This window comes from Paenibacillus curdlanolyticus YK9, assembly GCF_000179615.1.
GTDB lineage: Bacteria > Bacillota > Bacilli > Paenibacillales > Paenibacillaceae > Paenibacillus_T > Paenibacillus_T curdlanolyticus.
Genome location: NZ_AEDD01000004.1, coordinates 98,420 through 116,676, shown reverse-complemented (window position 1 = coordinate 116,676; position 18,257 = coordinate 98,420). Strand labels below are relative to the sequence as shown.

General features: G+C 55.1%; 6 protein-coding genes. All 6 read left to right on the top strand.

Annotation, left to right across the window (positions count from 1 at the left end; translation table 11 throughout):
* Positions 1 to 204: 204 nt before the first annotated feature.
* The 6 genes from PAECUDRAFT_RS08400 to fabD all read left to right on the top strand — a co-directional run bounded on the left by PAECUDRAFT_RS08400 (position 205) and on the right by fabD (position 18,214).
* Entirely contained in the window at positions 205 to 4,497 is a 4,293-nt protein-coding gene (locus PAECUDRAFT_RS08400) for a pullulanase (RefSeq protein ID WP_006037695.1), read from the top strand.
* Positions 4,498 to 4,759: 262 nt separating this feature from the next.
* Positions 4,760 to 5,746, top strand: a complete 987-nt coding sequence (locus PAECUDRAFT_RS08395) for an ABC transporter ATP-binding protein (RefSeq protein WP_006037694.1) — start codon at positions 4,760 to 4,762, stop codon at positions 5,744 to 5,746.
* A gap of 2 nt (positions 5,747 to 5,748) precedes the next feature.
* Positions 5,749 to 6,546: an ABC transporter permease gene (locus tag PAECUDRAFT_RS08390; RefSeq protein WP_006037693.1), complete on the top strand. Its 798-nt coding sequence runs from the start codon at positions 5,749 to 5,751 to the stop codon at positions 6,544 to 6,546.
* Between the two features lie 22 nt (positions 6,547 to 6,568).
* Positions 6,569 to 7,360, top strand: a complete 792-nt coding sequence (locus PAECUDRAFT_RS08385; RefSeq protein ID WP_006037692.1) for an ABC transporter permease — start codon at positions 6,569 to 6,571, stop codon at positions 7,358 to 7,360.
* A 604-nt stretch (positions 7,361 to 7,964) separates the two neighbouring features.
* Positions 7,965 to 16,985 (top strand): non-ribosomal peptide synthetase, encoded by a 9,021-nt coding sequence (locus PAECUDRAFT_RS08380; RefSeq protein ID WP_006037690.1) that lies wholly within the window; start codon positions 7,965 to 7,967, stop codon positions 16,983 to 16,985.
* Complete coding sequence (gene fabD, locus PAECUDRAFT_RS08375) at positions 16,982 to 18,214, top strand: ACP S-malonyltransferase (RefSeq protein WP_006037689.1); 1,233 nt, start codon at positions 16,982 to 16,984, stop codon at positions 18,212 to 18,214. Before PAECUDRAFT_RS08380 ends, fabD begins: the two co-directional genes overlap by 4 nt.
* The last annotated feature ends 43 nt before the right edge of the window (positions 18,215 to 18,257 follow it).

The following is an 18,257-nucleotide window of genomic DNA, read 5'->3' as shown; positions in this document are numbered from 1 at the left end:
AAATATGAACAGATATTTGTAAGTTAATGGGTAGAAATCAGCGAAAATAGTTTGACGACTGCCCGTTTCTGCATTAAGATGAGAGTCGGTAACCGCTTTCATTTTATGAATCGAGGGGGAGGTACGACTCTTTCGTCATTACTGCAAACGATTGCACATTTTTAAGAGATTTGAAGTTCATTTTTATATTGGGGAGGGCCTGACATGAATATCGCGTTAAAACAAAAGAAAACGCTATCATTTTTGCTTATTGCATCGATGCTGTGGTCCATATTTGGGGCGATTCCAGCTCTAGCAAATAGCGGTGCAAGTCCCGTGCCGGATCAGCATCTTCGTGTTCACTATAACCGTACGGACGCTACGTATACGAATTTAGGGATCTGGTCTTTTAACGATGTTGCTTCACCTTCTGCGAACTGGCCATCGGGCGCAACAGCTTTCGTAGAGCAAGATGCTTATGGCGTTTACATGGATATCCCGCTTGCAGCGAATGCCAAAAAAGTGGGGATGGTTGTCGTGAACCGCAACGACGGCTCCAAGGATGGCGGAGACAAATTGGTCACGATCAGCAAGCCGGAAGTGAACGAAGTTTGGATCAAGCAAGGAAGCGATCAAATCTCTTACTACGAGCCCGTAAGCCTACCGGCGAATACGGTTCGCGTTCACTACGTGCGGGATGACCAAGCGCAAGGCGACTTCGGCCTGTGGCTGTTTAACGATGTTGCCGCGCCATCGGCGAATTGGCCGTCGGGCGCATCCGCCTTCCAGAACACAGACCGTTATGGCAGCTATATCGACGTTCCGCTGCTAGATCAGGCGAAGAAAATAGGCTTCGTCGTCGTCAATCGCACAACAGGCGATAAGGACGGAGCGGACCGCGTATTCTCGCTGCTCGATCGATACAATCAAGTATGGATTAAACAAAACGACAATACCGTATATATCTCCCCATACTGGGAGCAGGCTACGGGGCTTCTGTCCGCTGAGCTATTGTCCGATCAAGAGCTGCTGCTCGGATTTACGTTAACGGACGGCGTTACAGCAGATGACTTGAAATCCGCAATCACGATCGCGGATAAGAATGGCGCTAACGTCGACATTCAAGCCGTAACGCTTAATGATGACAAGAAGACTGCGCGCGTAACGGCTAACATCGTGCTGGATAATGCGCCACTCAGCGTCACTTACATGGGCACGACGGTAACGGCTTCCACGGGCTGGCGGATGCTGGACCAAATGTACGACTACGAGGGCAATGATCTGGGAGCGACTTACGATGCGGGCAGCGTTACATTAAAGCTGTGGGCGCCAAAAGCAAGCTCGGTTACGGCCAACGTATACGACCGCAACGACGCCACTCAGCTCGTAGGCAGCGTTAATCTGGTGAAGGGCGATAAAGGCGTATGGTCGGCTGCAATCGCGCCTGCAGACCTTGGGAACCCTGCCATCACTGATTTGGTTGGCTATTATTATCAATATCAGGTAACGAATGATGGCGTAACGAAGCCGGTGCTTGACCCTTATGCGAAATCGATGGCGGAGTTCATGGTGAATACCAAAGGGGAGACTGGACCTGACGGCGATAATGTCGGTAAAGCGGCAATCGTTGACCTCAGCGGAACGAACCCTTCGCCAAACTATGGCTTTGCTAACATTGACGGTTATCAGAAGCGAGAAGATGCGATTGTGTACGAGGTGCATGTCCGTGACTTTACCTCAGATCCTACGATCGCAGGCGATTTGAACGCGAGATTCGGCACATTTACCGCATTTAAGGATAAGCTGTCTTATCTCAAATCGCTCGGCATCACGCATATTCAATTAATGCCGGTTATGGCTTGGTACTATGGCGATGAATCGCGCATGGGCGAACGGGAAGACCAGTATTCGACGCTTAACAACGAATACAACTGGGGCTACGACCCGCACAGCTACTTCTCGCCGGATGGCGCATATTCGGAGAATGCCAAGGATCCGCAGCTTCGGATCAAGGAGCTTAAAGGCTTAATTGATGCCGTTCACGACGAGGGCATGGGCGTTATCCTTGACGTTGTGTACACGCATATGGCAAAAGCAAGCTTCCTCAACGACATCGTGCCTAACTATTACGCGTTCCAGGATGCGAACGGCAATAACCTTGGCGATTTCGGCAACAACTTGGCAACGACGCACAAGATGGCTGAGAAGCTGATGGTCGATTCCGTGAAATACTGGTTCAACGAGTACAAAATCGATGGCATGCGCTGGGATATGATGGGCGACGCTACGTATGGCGCTGTGCAGGATGCTTACAATGCAGCAGCAGCGATTAATCCGAAGGCTTTGTTCATCGGCGAAGGCTGGAGAACGTTCAAAGGCGACATTGCTGATCCTTCATTGGCTGGCAAAGGCGCGACGCAGGACTGGATGGACAAAACGGATAATGTCGGCGTATTCTCCGATGAAATCCGCAATGAACTGAAGTCCGGCTACGGCTCGGAGGGCGAACCGCGCTTCCTGACGGGCGGCGCTAGAAACATCCAAACGATTCTGAGCAATATTAAGGCGCAGCCAAGCAACACGCCGGCTGATGATCCGGGCGATATGGTGCCGTATATCGAGGCGCATGACAACCTGCCGCTGTACGATATTATCGCGCAATCGATCAAGAAGGACCCGACTATCCCGGCTAACAATCTGGAAATCCACAAGCGCGTCCGGTTGGGCAACCTACTCATGATGACGTCACAGGGCACGGCGTTCCTGCATGCCGGTCAAGAGTACGGCAGAACGAAGCAATGGTTCGGGGCAGGCGTACCGGAGCAGAAGTATCATGAGCTCAAGGATGAGAACAACAATACGGTCGGCTACTTGGTCCATGATTCGTATGATTCGACCGATGCGATTAACAAATTCGATTGGCAGAAGGCTACGAACGCGGTGCAATACCCGGTTAACCATGTTACACAAGCGTTTACATCCGGCTTATTGGCGCTTCGCAAGCACACGAATGCATTCCGCTTAGGCGAAAGAGATCTCGTTAACTCCAACGTAACGTTGATCGACTCCAAAGATATCAAAGAGCAGGACCTTGTCATCGGCTACAAAAACAAAGCGACGGACGGAACGGGCACCTATTACGTATTCGTCAATGGCGACAGCGCGTCCAGAACGCTCGCACTGTCGGAAGACCTGACGGTAGGCACAGTGCTTGTCGATAATGACGAGGCTGGCGTGCAAGCTGTGTCTGCACCATCGGGCTTCACGCTCTCGAGCCAATCGATTACGATCGATCCGCTGACGGCTGTTATTATTCAAGTCAAAGACGGCGTGTCGACGACGCCAACAACCCCGACGACACCAACAACGCCGACAACGCCAACGGTACCAACGACGCCAGCTGCGTCTGACGTTCAGTTGGTTGATGCAAGCAGCCTTGCTGTCAAAGGAACGGACGGCAAAGTTTCGATTCAATTGAAGGATGGCTACAATGCGGTCAGCCTGCCAGTTGATGCCGCGTCTTTGCTGGCAACCAATGATCTTGTGATCATCGCGAACGGCGTAACGGTTACCGTACCGAATAAATTACTGGCTTCCTTGCAATCGCGCGTTTCAGCGGGCGAAGCATCCGGTGCGCGCATCGTGCTGGAAGCAAGACCGCTCAAGCCAGAAGCAGCCAAGGCGCTGCTGGGGCAAGCAGGCGACAGCCAAACGAAAGCGGATGCCGCTTCGTTGGTTTATGAATTCCGCTTGAGCATCATTGCGAAGGATGGCAAGACGACGACGGTCAGCACCTTCGATTCGCCAATCACGCTGGCAATCAGCATGAATGCGAACACGGACAAAGAGCTTGCAGGCATCTACCATGTAAGCGATAACGGAGAGCTTACGTACATCGGCGGTAGCTTGGCTGGCAATATTGCGACAGCGCAAGTCTCGCATTTCAGCAAGTACGCGGTGCTGGAATACGATAAGTCCTTCACCGATGTCGCAGCTAGCCATTGGGCTTCGCAAGCGATCAAGGCGTTGGCCGCTAAGCATATTGTAACGGGCATCAACGATCAGCAATTTGCGCCGAAAGCAAATGTGACGCGCGCTGAATTCGCAGCACTTCTCGTCCGCGCGCTCGGCGTGAAGGCAGAAGGCACAGCTGCTTTCACTGACGTTGCAGCAGACAAATGGTATGCGCCATACGTGGCGGCAGCAAGCAAGCTCGGCATCGTCCAAGGACGCGCCGACAAGACGTTTGCGCCGAACGATACGGTAACCCGCGAGGAAATGGCTGCTATGCTCGTTCGGGCATATGAGACGAAGACAGGGAAGGAAGCAGCTGCGTCTTCACCATCAGCTGCATACTCGGACAACAGTCAAATTAGCGCATGGGCGGCTCCAGCCGTTGCGATCGCAGCGGAGCTTGGCCTTGTTCAAGGCAATGCAAATGGGACCTTCCTGCCTAAGGGAACGATGTCGCGTGCCGAAAGCGCGCAAGCTGTCTATAATCTGTTGAAGAAGTTCTAGAACAAGACCAGTCGTTCGATTTGCGTTTGACCGCCAGTTTTCTTCCCATGAAGGAAGCTGGCGGTTTTTTATTGACGAGGTAAACTTTTACATTTACAATCTATTTATCTTTTTATTGACTGTGATATTTATTGGCTAGACAAGCTAAGGGCAATGCATGTTAAACCGGGCAAGTATGCAAGTATCCGGTTTATTATCAACCCCGATCTCTCTGTTACAGAGAAGTCGGGGTTATTTTTGTTTATATAAAGGGGCGGCATCTATGATTCAAGTGAGCGGATTATCGAAGCATTACCGTATTGCCCAGAAGAAGCCGGGACTGTCAGGAGCGATTAAAGGGCTGTTCTCGCGGGAGTATCAAGTCAAGAAAGCAGTGGATGACATTAGCTTTCAGATTCGCCCAGGCGAGATGGTCGGCTATATCGGCGCTAACGGCGCAGGCAAGTCCACTACGATCAAGATGCTGTGCGGCATTCTTACGCCAAGCAGCGGCGAGGTGCTCGTCAACGGCATCGTTCCCAGCAAGGACAGACAGAAGAACGCCCATAACATCGGCGCCGTTTTCGGCCAGCGGACGCAGTTATTTTGGGATATTGCAGTTCGGGAATCCTATGACCTGCTGAAGCATATTTACGAAATTCCAGAAAAGGAATATCAGGAGACCATCGCGATGTTCACCGAGGTGCTGCAGCTTGAACCGCTTCTCGGCGTGCCGGTGAGGCAGCTGTCGCTCGGACAGAAGATGCGCTGCGAGCTTGCGGCGGCCTTCCTGCATAACCCGTCTATCGTGTTCCTCGATGAGCCTACGATCGGCCTCGACGTGGCAGTCAAAGCGAGAATACGCGAGTTTATCAAACAAATGAACCAGCTAAAGGGCACGACGGTCATTTTGACAACGCATGATATGCAGGATATCGAGGAGATTTGCAATCGCATCATCATTATTGACGAAGGCAAAGTGCTCTACGATGGCAGCCTGCAATCGATCAAAGACCAATTTGGGCACAAACGGGTCATTCATTTTGAGCTGGATGTGGAGCGCAGCTTCCAGCTTCCCGATTCGCTCTCGCGTCGGGCAGACTTCAGCGTCGATGAGGAAGGCATCGTTAGCGTATCCTTCAGCAGTCAAGATATCACCGCAGCTGAAGTGATCACGGAAGTGATGCAGCAATACCGGATTCGCGACTTAACGATCGCCGACCCGAAGATCGAGACCATCGTACAGGAAATTTACGAGCGGGGGGTCTAACGGTGAGAAAAGCGAGAAAATATTGGGAGCTTATGAAGTCTCAGATCAAAGTCGATACCGCATATAACGTATGGTATTGGGCGGGAACCGCTTCGTCCATTTTTCGTTTGCTGATCATCTACGCATTTTGGCATGCGGTGTACGAGAACAAGACGACGATCGACGGGATGCCGCTCAGCACGATGATTACCTATGTCATTATCGCGATGACGATCAACAATTATGTCGCAGGCGTCGGCACTCAGCTGGCAAGCAACGTTCGCGATGGGAGCGTTGCTATCGAGCTTATGCGGCCTTATAACCTGCTTGATAAGCTGGTCGCGTTGGATCTAGGCAATAAGGTGACGGGGACGCTCCGTGAAGCGCTTCCGATGCTGCTGGTCGCTTATCTGTTCATTGGCATTAACGGGCCGGCTAGCTGGAGCAGCTTTTTGTTATTTTTGTTTAGCGCCATTCTTGGGATTCTAATCGGGACGCAGCTTGATCTCGTGATCGGCATTGCGGCTTTCTGGTTATTGTACGTGTGGGGGCTTCGCGTGCTGCGCAACGCGATTTTCTTGTTCTTCTCGGGGGCGCTGCTGCCGATTTCGATGTTTCCGGAATGGCTTCAGACGGTCAGCCGGTTTCTTCCGTTCCAGTCTATGGTTTACGTGCCGACGTCGATCTATACGGGTCAGTTGGCCGGAAGCGATGCGCTCTATGCGGTGCTGGGGCAAGTGTTATGGCTCGCAGCCATTTATATTGCCATTCGATTGGCATGGTCCGTTGCGATCCGCAGGGTGACCATATTCGGCGGCTGAGGAAGCGGGAGGGGGAGTATGCGTGAAGCGTTATAGCAAGCTGTATTGGCAGTTTTTCAAAGCGCGTTTGAAGGTGATGATGGAATATCGAGTGGACTTCCTGATCGGCGTCTTCTCCGTATTTTTTATTCAAGGCACGTCTATTCTGTTCGTCAACATCGTATTTAATCAGATTGATGCCTTGCATGGCTGGACTTATCATCAAATCATGTTTATTTATGCGATCGCGCTGCTGGGCCGTTCGATCGAGCATATTTTTTTCGATAATTTATGGACGATCGGCTTTAACTACATCCGCCCCGGCAATTTTGATCGGCTGATGATTCGGCCGGTTAATGTGCTGTTCCATATAATCGCGGATCGCGTACAGCAGGACGGCGTCGGCAATCTGCTCATCGGGTTAATCGTGTTGGTTACCTCTTCACCCCATTTAGGCATCGACTGGGGCTTGGCCGACATTTTGCTGCTGATCGTCATGATCGTTTCCAGCTCTGCAGTGTTTCTGGCGGTTAACTTGTTCTTCGCTTCGTTCTCGTTCTGGATGGTAGACAGCCTGCCGATCATGATGGCTGTTCACGGGACTAGCGATTTCGCGCGCTATCCGCTCAGTATTTACAATAAAGGCATTCGGTTCGTTCTGACCTGGATTATTCCTTATGGCTTTACCGCTTTTTATCCAGCAGCTGTTTTCCTTGATCCGCAAGGGTTTAAGCACTTCGCGGTGCTGTCTCCTATCGTGGCAGCTGTCAGCTTAACCGTCGCTTACATGCTCTGGAACAGAGGCCTTCGAGCATTCTCGAGTACGGGGAACTAGAGCGGCGCGGCAAGATTGTCTAAGAGTGTTCAAATTCTGATGCGCAATAGGACTTTATGAGATGGTATCATGAATATAACAGATATTAACCGTAAAGGAGTCCTACCTATGAACATGAATGATCTTATCCAGAGCGCGATGGTGGGCATCGGTGTGGTCGGGTTTGTATACACGCTTTTGACGGTTCGATTAAAGAAAATACAATAGAGGAAATCGTTTTCGCAACTTACATCAGGCAGTCGGTTCATTGAACCGGCTGCCTTTTCGCATGCCTTGGGGAAAGGGAGGTAAACACGCATTTGCAATGTAATAGAAAACGTTTGCGTTAAATAACCTAACAACCAACAATTTACTTGGAACTGAAATCAATTTCATCCAAAATGAGAGGCGATCCTTCGGCAGCAATGCTTATGCTGTTATACGCAACATATGCTTGTCAATTTGCAAATTTAGGTGATAGAATATCATCGAAGCTAGGAATGTAAAAAATTATACGAATGTTATTCCGATTGAAAAAATGTGTTTAAGCGATTGAACACATTTTATTTTTATTTTACGTGCAAACGTTTGAACAATCATGATTTTTATTCAAGGGAGGACGTTCATGACCATGGTGTGCGCGACGATGAACGAGGCTTTAGCAAGAGCTGCACAATCGGAGCATGGAATTACCTTTATCGATAAACGCGAGGATGTTTATCTGCCATATCGGAGGCTGTACGAGGAAGCTCGTTCGCTGCTAGGCCAACTGCAAGGCAGGGGGATGAAAGCGGGCGATCTTCTTTTGTTTCAGATCGAAGAGCCGGAGCTCTTTCTCCCGTTCTTCTGGGCCAGCTTGCTGGGCGGCATCGTTCCAGTACCGGTCACCGTAGGCGCAACGCCAGAGCAGCGTGCCAAGGTCGCTCGGATCTGGGAGCTTACAGAGCGGCCTTTCGTAATCGCTTCATCGAAGGTGTATCCGACGCTTGCGGAATGCGGTTTTCAGGAGCAGCTGTGGGACACCGGTGCCTTCACGGCGGAAGAAGCGGATCATTCACCGGGCATTATCCACGACGCACATTCCGACGACTTGGCATTTATCCAATATTCCTCGGGCTCGACCGGCGATCCCAAAGGCGTGATGCTCACGCATCGGAATTTATTGACGAATATTGCGGCAATTGTCGAAGGATCAAAGGCGAATGCTGACGACAGGGCGCTCAGCTGGATGCCGCTCACGCATGACATGGGGTTGATCGGCTTTCATTTGACCCCGCTGGCGAATGGGATGAGCCAATGGATTATGCAGCCCGCGCTGTTCCTGCTGCGCCCGCGCTTATGGCTGCAGAAAGCGTCAGACTACCGGATTACCCAGCTAGCTTCGCCGAACTTCGGGTACAAGCATGTGCTGAATCATCTGGGGAGCGATAGCGAGATCGACTGGGATTTGTCCAGCGTGAAGCTGTTGTTCAACGGGGCAGAGCCGATATCCGCTCCGCTGGCAGATGAGTTTCTCACGCGAATGGCGCCGTACGGATTGCGGCGCGAAGCGATGTTCCCGGTCTATGGCATGGCCGAAGCGAGTTTGGCGATCACCTTCCCTCCGGTGGAGGAGGAACTGCTGAGCGTGCATGTGGAGCGGCAGTCGATCAGCGTAGGCTCGGCCGTACAGTTCAGCAGCGAGAGCAGCGATACGACCGTCACATTCGCCGATGTAGGCTTTCCCGTCAGCCATTGCGAGGTTCGCATTTGCGATGAGAGCGGAAGCCCGCTTGGCGAGCATCGGATCGGACATATTCAGATCAAGGGCGGCAACGTAACGAAAGGCTATTATCGCAATGAAGCGGCTACGCAGGCGTTAATTACCGAAGATGGATGGCTGGATACCGGCGATATCGGGCTGATGCGAAGCGGCAGGCTGGTCATTACCGGACGGAAGAAGGACATTATTTTCATCGGGGGCCGCAACTATTTCCCGCATGATCTGGAGCAGCTGGCGCTTGAGATCGACGGCATCGAGCTGGGCAAAATCGCGGTCTGCGGCGTAGCAAACACAGCCTCGGGCACGGAGGAGCTTGTCGCTTTCGTCCAGTTCAGAGGGAAGGAAGAGGCTTTCGCCGCACTCGTGTTGTCATTGACGAGCCATATTAGCTTAAGTATCGGGCTGCAGCTTGGCTGCGTCATTGCCGTCCGGCAAATTCCGAAGACGACAAGCGGCAAGCCGCAGCGTTATAAGCTGGTGGAGCAGTATGTAAGCGGAGAATTCCGCGAGCAGGAGGAGCTGTATAGCCGCTTGATCGCCAGCCGCGCAAGCATGGAAGGAGAGCAGGAAGAGCCATGGAATGAAACAGAGCAGCTTCTAAGAGAGATATGGCTGGATGTAATGGAGCGCCCGATTTCGTTGGCGGCCTCCTTCCACGACTATGGCATCGATTCGCTGAAAGCCTCGTGGCTGCTATCGCGTGTTCACCAGCAGTTTCATGTCGAAATTTCGCCTAAGCAGCTCGCAGCCAATGCAAGCATCCGCGCGCTGGCGCGGAAGATCCTTCAGTCGGAGGCGGGACCTGCGGCCGTACTGATCAACAAAGCAGAGCAGGCTGGCCCGGGAGGCCATGATCCCGTTACGCCTACGCAGAAGCGCATGTACGTGCAGCAGCTGCTCGGGGATACGGGAACGGCCTACAATATGCCGTTCGCGGTGAAGCTGACCGGACCGATCGATGCGGAGCGGCTCGAACGAGCGCTGCAGCAGCTGGTTAACCGGCATGAAGCGCTGCGCACCACCTATGGGATGATCGATGGCGAAGTTCGCCAAACGGTGCATTCGAATGCAAGCTTGACGTTAAACAAGCAATCACTGGACGAGGCGCAATTGCCTAAGTTTCTGGCGCAATTGATTCAACCTTTTGATTTGCATAGCTTACCTCTACTACGATCTACCCTCATCTATGTTCAGTCTAAACAGCCCTACCATATTTTACACCTAGACATACATCACATTGCCTGCGACGGCATCTCGGCAAACATTATGCTAGTCGAATGGTTCCAATTGTACCAAGGGGAGACGCTTCCAGTCCCAGAGCTGCAGTACCGCGATTACGCGGTCTGGCTGCATAACAAGAGCAAAGCCCTCGCCGACGCTGGCAGCCATGACAGCTATGGCGGCGACAGCATCGAGGCTATGCATCAACAACAACGGGAGCAGCAGCGCCGGCAAGCCGCCGCCAGCTATTGGTCCGAGCGGCTGCAGGGCGAGATTCCGGTATTGGATTTGCCGACGGATTACGAAAGGCCAGAGCGCCGCACCTATAACGGGGACCTGATCCGCGTGCAAGTGCCGGAGCTGCTCTCTTCCCAATTGCAAGCATGGATGAAGCGGGAGCAAATCTCGCTCCATACGGTGCTGCTGTCCGCCTTTTCCTTTATTTTGCACAAGTACGCCCGCCAAGAAGACCTGATCATCGGGGCATTGGTTGCGGGCCGCAACGATGCGGACCTGTCCAAAATCGTTGGCGCTTTCATCGAATATATGCCGATTCGGTTCCGAATCGATGCAAGCACGAGCTGGGCGCAATACGTACAGCATGCGGAGCAGGAGATTGAGCAGGATTTTGCCCATCAGCAGCTTCCTTATGAGGAAATAGCAGCGCTGACGCGCCATCAGGCGCATCCTTCGCGCAATCCGCTGTTCGATACGATGGTTGTGCTGCATAACCAATCGGATTTTGCGAGCAAGCTGGCCTCCAACGAGGTTACGGCTGCGCATTATGCGCTTCCCGGTGGCACTGCGAAGCTGGACCTGAAGCTGGACGTGTACTTGCATGGCAGCGCGCAATGGGAGCTGGCTTGGGAATACAACACAGACTTGTTCGCGGAAGAGACCGTCGCGCGTCTGGGCAATGAATTCCTGCGCCTGCTTGAGCAGGCGGTTGCTTCGCCGCATACGCGGCTTGCCGATCTTGGGCTGCTATCAGAAGAAGAGCAGCAGCAGCAATTGCTCGCCTATAATCCGACAGCGACGCCATTCTCGGAATCGCGATTGCTGCATGAGTGGGTGGAGATGCAGGCGGAGGCACATCCCGATCGGGTCGCAGCAACATTCGATCATGCGGCTGCGCTCACGTATGGTGAGCTGAATGCGCGAGCGAACCAGCTGGCGCGCGAGCTGCGGCGGCGCGGCGTTAAGCGGGACCGCATCGTTCCGATTATGACCGAGCGTTCTCCGCAAATGATTGCCGGCATCCTGGCTATTCTGAAGGCGGGCGGCGCGTATCTGCCGATTGCGCCGGAGCTGCCGGAGGAACGTATCCGCTACATGCTGGAGGATGCGGGGGCCGAGCTGCTGCTTGTGCAGGATGGGCGCTTTGGGTCGATCCCATTCGCAGGAACAAGGCTGGAGCTGGATGACGAGAGCCTCTACGAAGGAGAAGCCGGCAATCTGCCAGCTGCAGCGAAGCCCGACAGTTTGGCATACGTGATCTACACATCCGGCTCGACTGGCAATCCGAAGGGTGTCATGATCGAGCATCGTTCGGTCATTAACCGGATCGAGTGGATGCAGAGCGCTTATCCGATCGGCGACAGCGATGTTATTTTGCAAAAAACGGCCTTCACGTTCGACGTTTCGGTGTGGGAGCTGTTCTGGTGGGCGCAGGCGGGGGCATCCGTTCATTTCCTCGCGCCTGGCGGCGAAAAAGAGCCTGAAGCGATCGTACAAGCCATCGCGCAGCGCGGCATTACGACCATGCACTTCGTGCCGTCGATGCTGCAGCTGATGCTGGCCTATCTCGAGGCTCGCCCCGAGCAAGCGGCAGCGCTCGCCAGCTTGCGGCTCGTATTCGCCAGCGGCGAAGCATTGCCGCTTCGGCAGGCGGAGCGGTTCAATGCCCGCCTGCATGCGCAGCATGGCACGCGTCTGATCAATTTATATGGGCCGACCGAAGCGACCGTCGACGTCTCCCATTTTGACTGCTCGACAGCTGGTAAGCTGCATGCCGTTCCAATCGGCAAGCCCATCGCCAACACGCAGCTATACGTGGTTGATGCGGCATTGCGTCTCTGCCCGCCGGGCGTACCGGGCGAGCTGTGCATAGGCGGCGCGGGACTGGCGCGTGGGTATTGGGAACGCCTTGAGCTGACGGCCGAGCGGTTCGTACCGAATCCGTTCGAAGCGGGAACGCGCATGTACCGGACAGGCGACTTGGCGAAGCTGCGACCAGACGGACAAGTTATCTATATGGGCCGGCTGGATCATCAGGTCAAAATTCGCGGTTTCCGAATGGAGCTAGGCGAGATCGAGCATCACTTGCTGCAAATGGAGGAAGTGCGGGAAGCCGTCGTGCTGGCGGAGCCGGATGCTGACGGAGAGCTGGCGCTGCATGCTTACTTGGTAGCCGTGCAGCCGCTCGATGCTTCTGCGCTGCGCGCTTATTTGGCTCGAAGGCTGCCGGAATACATGGTTCCGGCGTACTTCTCCCAGATCGAGCGAATGCCGCTTTCCGCAAGCGGCAAAGCCGATCGACACGCGTTGGCCGCGATGGAGGCGACGCTGCTGCTCGGGAAAACATACGTGGAGCCAAGCACGGAGACGCAAGCGAAGCTTGCCGCGCTGTGGCGGGACATTCTTCACGTCGAGCGCGTCGGCATCACGGACAATTTCTTCGAGCTGGGCGGGCATTCCCTCAAAGCCGTTCACCTCATCGAAGCGGTGCACCGCGCGTTCCATGTGCAGCTTGAGCTGCGCGAGATTTTCCACACGCCGACGGTGCAGGCAATGGCCGAGGTGATCGACCATCGCGCGCCAATGGCATTCGAACCGATTCCGCGAGTGGAGAAGCGCGAGCATTATCCGCTGTCGTCCGCACAGAGCCGGCTTTATATTTTGCAGCAATTCCAAGAGATCGGAACGGCTTATCATCTGCCAGTAGCCTTGCAGGCGGAAGGCCTGATTGATCGGGAGCGCTTGAGACGGGCTGTCGCATCGCTAATCGCGAGGCATGAAAGCTTGCGAACAGCGTTCGAGCAGATCGATGGCGTCCCCGTGCAAAAGGTTCATGCGCATGCCTCCGTGCAGCTGGAAACGTATGTTGCAGGGGATGAAGCCACTGTTGCAGATGTTTTCCGCACGTTCGTACGGCCATTCGACCTTGCGAAGGCTCCGCTGCTGCGCGTCGGCTTGCTGGAGCTGCCGGATGAAACGGCGAGCAGCGAAATCCTGTTGTTCGACATGCATCATATCGTCTCTGACGGCGTATCGATGGCGGTGCTGGTCCAAGACTTTACTGCCCTCTACGAGGGGCGCGAGCTGGCGGCGCTGCCCGTTCAATATACCGATTTTGCGGCATGGCAGCTTGATCGCTTAGCCAGCCCTTCCATTCAGAGCCAGCGGCAATATTGGCTAAGCCAATTTGAGGACGGCGCGCCTGTGCTGCAGCTGCCGACCGACTTCAAGCGTCCAGCGATGCAATCGTATGAAGGGGATGTATCGTTATTCCGCTTAAGCGACGGAGAAACGCTCGCCCTGAAGCAGCTGGCGCTTCAATCGCAAACGACGTTATACATGGTCATCTTGGCGATGTTTAATGTGCTGTTGTCTCGTTATTCGGGCCAGTCGGATGTTGTGGTCGGCTCGCCGGTTGCGGGGCGTCCGCATGCGGATCTCCGAGATTCGATCGGGATGTTCGTCCAAACCTTGCCGCTTCGCCATTATCCTGCCGCAGGCAAAACATTCCTTCACTTCCTTGAGGAAGTAAAGGGCAACGTTTTGGCGGCATTCGAGCATGCGGAATACCCGTTCGAGGAGTTGGTCGGCAGCTTGCCGCTCAGCCGGGATACGAGTCGTAATCCGCTGTTCGACGTCATGTTTGTCATGCAGAACATGGACATTCCCGAGTTGGCGCTCGGCGGCGCAAGCATGATGCGGATCGACCTGCCGCATCGCAGCGCGAAATTTGACCTGACGCTGGAGGTTTCCGAGCATGAGGGCGGGCTCGCTTGCAAGTTTGAATACGCGACTGCGCTATTTATGCCCAAAACGATCGGCCGCCTTATTCGCCATTTCCGGGCGATCATTGCGGAAGTTTCAGCGAGGCCGGAGCAGCGAATCGGCGAAATCGAAATACTGTCCGCAAGAGAGCGGGAGCGGGTGCTGCATACGTTTAACGATACGACCCGCGACTATCCGGTTGAACGCCCTCTCCACAGCTGGTTCGAAGAGCAGGCGCTTCAGCAGCCTGACCGCCCGGCGCTCTGGTTTGGCGACATCGAGCTGACGTATGGGGAGCTCAATGCCCGGGCGAATCGGCTGGCGCGCGAGCTGGCGAAGGACGGCCTTGGGCCAAACCGCGTAGCTGCCGTCCTGACTGCCCGTTCGCCGGAGATGATAATCGCTATCCTTGCGATTGTGAAGGCGGGCGGCGCCTATTTGCCGATATCGCCAGACGATCCGGAAGAGCGGATCGCTTACTTGCTTGAGGACAGCGGCGCGATGCTGCTGCTTGCGAGAGAGCGATGGCTGCCGTTGGCGCAGTCGAGGGGAATTGCGGCGATCAGCCTTGAACGTCTCGACCAGCTGCAAGGAGACGAGTCCAATTTGCACACGGATGTGCGCGCCGACGATCTTGCCTACATCATCTACACGTCAGGCTCCACGGGCAATCCGAAGGGCGTAATGATCGAGCACCGGGCGGTCGTCAACCGAATTTGTTGGATGCAGCAGCGGTATCCGCTTGGTTCCGATGATGTCATTTTGCAAAAGACGCCTTATACGTTCGATGTGTCGGTATGGGAGCTGTTCTGGTGGAGCTTCGCAGGCGCTGCAGTCTGTTTGCTGGAGCCGGGACAGGAGAAGGACCCGGAAGCGATCGTCTCGACGATTGGCCGCCGCCGGGTTACGACGATGCATTTTGTCCCGTCGATGCTGCACTTATTCCTCGACTATGTGGACCGGCAGCTTGAAATTGAGCCTGAGCGCACGGGCGCTGCTGCATCCTTATCGGACAAGCTTGCCAGCCTGAACCGCGTATTCGCCAGCGGAGAAGCATTGCCGGTTCCTGTCATGGAACGGTTCTATGCATTGCTCCTTAACCGCATGGACCGCTCGACCAGACTGATCAACCTGTATGGCCCGACCGAGGCGGCGATCGACGTTTCCTTCTACGATTGTTTGCCGAACGGGGAGCTGGATTCGGTGCCGATCGGAAGGCCGATCGACAACATCCAGCTGTACATCGTCAATGAGCATGATCGCCTGCAGCCGGAAGGGCTGCAAGGAGAGCTGTGCATTGCCGGTATCGGGCTAGCGCGGGGGTACCGCAATCGGGAGGAGCTGACGGCCGAGAAGTTCGTCAGCAATCCGTTCGTACCCGGGACGCGCATGTATCGCACGGGCGATTTGGCGAGATGGCTGCCTGACGGGAACATCGAATATTTGGGCCGCTTAGACCATCAAGTGAAGCTGCGGGGATACCGGATCGAGCTTGGGGAAATCGAAGCCGCTCTTCTGAAGCATGAGAGCATCGCCGAATCGGCTGTGCTGGTGAAGCAGGCGCCGCAAGGCGACAGCCGGCTATGCGCTTATATCGTAGCCAAGCAGGACGTTAGCGTGGCCGATATTCGGCGCCATCTAGGCACGATGCTGCCAGACTACATGATTCCAGCCTCCTACACGATGCTGGAGACGATGCCGTTAACCGCGAGCGGCAAGGCGAACCGCGGCATGCTCGCCAAGCTGGAGTCGAATCTCTCCGCTCAGCAGCAGTACGCGGCGCCAAGCAATGCGGTAGAGGAGCAGCTTGCGCAGGTGTGGAGCGAATTGCTGAACGTGGAACGGGTGGGCATTCATGACCAGTTCTTCGAGCTCGGCGGACATTCTCTGCTGCTGCTCCGCATGCACGCGAAGCTGGAGGAGAGCTTCCCAGGCATGCTGACGGTTACGGATCTGTTCGCTTATCCGACGATTGAGAAGCTTGCCGCCGTTATTGCGGATCGGACGGGCAGCGCGTCGTCTTCGGTCTCCATGCGCTGCATCGAGCTGCCGGAAGATTTCTTCACGAACCGCTCGGAGGGAGAAGAAGCGGGGACGACGCTCCGAATTCAGCTCGAAGCCGATTTATCCGAGCAGTTGATCCGGGCCGGAGCAGCAAGCGGCGATGGGGTAGGTCCAATCCTGCTTGCGCTCTATGGCTACTTATTCGCCCAAGTGACGAAAAATGCCGAGCAGGCCGTCCATTACGGCCATGCGGGAGACCGGATATTGCCGGTAGACGTCGACTTGCGGCAAGCGGAACATTTTTCGCCAATCGTGCACACGATTGCATCCGCGATTCGACAGGCTTCTGCACATGAGGAAGGCTTCGATTGGAAAATGGCTGTCAAGCAGCCGCTGCAAAAGCCGGCTAACGGGATTGCAGCATTGTTCTACCATCAAGACCATTTCCAATCGCGGGATCGACTGACGGACATCTTCGATTTGGCTGTGTCCTACCGGATCGAAAGCCGCCGTGTCGTGCTGTATTGCGAGCATGCCGCCGAACGGCTTCGCAAAGGCAAAGTGAAATTGCTTATGCAGGGCTATACGAAGCTGATTCGCTGGTTCGCGCAGCTGGAAGAGAGCGTATCAGCCGTATCGGGAGGAGGAGCGCAATGATTGGAAAAACGGCTTTATTGTTCCCGGGAACGGGGGCGCAGTACATCGGAATGATGCGCGAGTGGCATGAACGGTATGCCGCCGTTCGCGAAACCTTCGAGGAAGCGGCGGATACGCTGGGCATCCCGATGGCGGCCATGTGCTTCAAGGAAGGCTTCCGAGAGCAAGAGAGCATCGCGTACGCCCAACAAGCGATGCTCATTAGCAGCGTAGCCGCGTACCGAGTGTACGTGCAGCAGGTCGGCGTGAAGCCGGCCTTCATGGCTGGCCATAGCTTGGGCGAGCTGTCGGCGCTAACCTGCGCAGGCGTGCTACGGCTGCGGGACGCGGCGGAGCTCGTCCGGTTTCGGGGCGAGGCAATGGAGGCGGCGACGCCTGTCGGCGGAGGGGCGCTTGCAGCGGTCAATGGGCTGGACGCTGCGATCGTAGCGGCGCAATGCGAGCGGCTTAATCTTGGCGGCGCGGAGCAGGCCGTCTGGATTGCTTGCCGCAATGCAGCGGACCAGACGGTCATCGCGGGACACCAAGAGGCAGTCAGCGCGGCTTCGGAAGCGCTGGTTCAAATGGGAGGGCGCGTCGTGCCCCTGCTGTCTCGCGTCCCGTTCCACACGCCGCTTATGGCGCCTGCGGCGGAGCGGCTGCGGGAGCAGCTGGCGCAGTATGAGCTGATGCGTCCAAGCTGCCCTGTCGTGTCCAACGTAACCGCCGAGCCTTTTGCCATGGATACTGAGGCAGGCAAGCAGGCGATGATTGATGGCTTGGCCCGTCAGCTTGTTCTTCCCGTGCGCTGGGCGGAATCGATTCGTTATATGCAGCGGCAAGGCGTGTCGCATGCCATTGAGCTAGGTCCGAACACGGTGCTGACCAAGCTGGTGCGCAGAACGGCCCGCAATATGCAGGCCTATGCATGGGATGATGCGGATGGCCATGCCCGCATGCTGGAGCTGGGCAGGCGGCAGCCGAGCTTTATCGACCGCTGCTTGGCAATCGCCGTAACGACGCGCAATACGAACGGAGATCCTGCTGCGTATGAGGCAGGCGTCATCGCGCCCTATCGGGTGATTAGCCGCATGCAGCAGGAGCTTGAGCAATCCGGCCGTCTGCCTTCCGCTGCTGAGGTTGACGCGGCGCTGGCTAGCCTTCGTACGATTTTGACGGCCAAAGGGACGGTAGAAGCGGAGCGGGAATCACTCCTGCACGAAGCGGCCTCGATTGCGGAACGTGTGTAGCATTGCGATGAAATAGATTCAATATTTGCCATTTGAGAGGATG

Coding starts and splice junctions, on each gene's coding strand:
- PAECUDRAFT_RS08400 (WP_006037695.1), top strand. CDS start 205: ATGAATATCGCGTTAAAACAAAAGAAAACGCTATCATTTTTGCTTATT.
- PAECUDRAFT_RS08380 (WP_006037690.1), top strand. CDS start 7,965: ATGACCATGGTGTGCGCGACGATGAACGAGGCTTTAGCAAGAGCTGCA.
- PAECUDRAFT_RS08395 (WP_006037694.1), top strand. CDS start 4,760: ATGATTCAAGTGAGCGGATTATCGAAGCATTACCGTATTGCCCAGAAG.
- fabD (WP_006037689.1), top strand. CDS start 16,982: ATGATTGGAAAAACGGCTTTATTGTTCCCGGGAACGGGGGCGCAGTAC.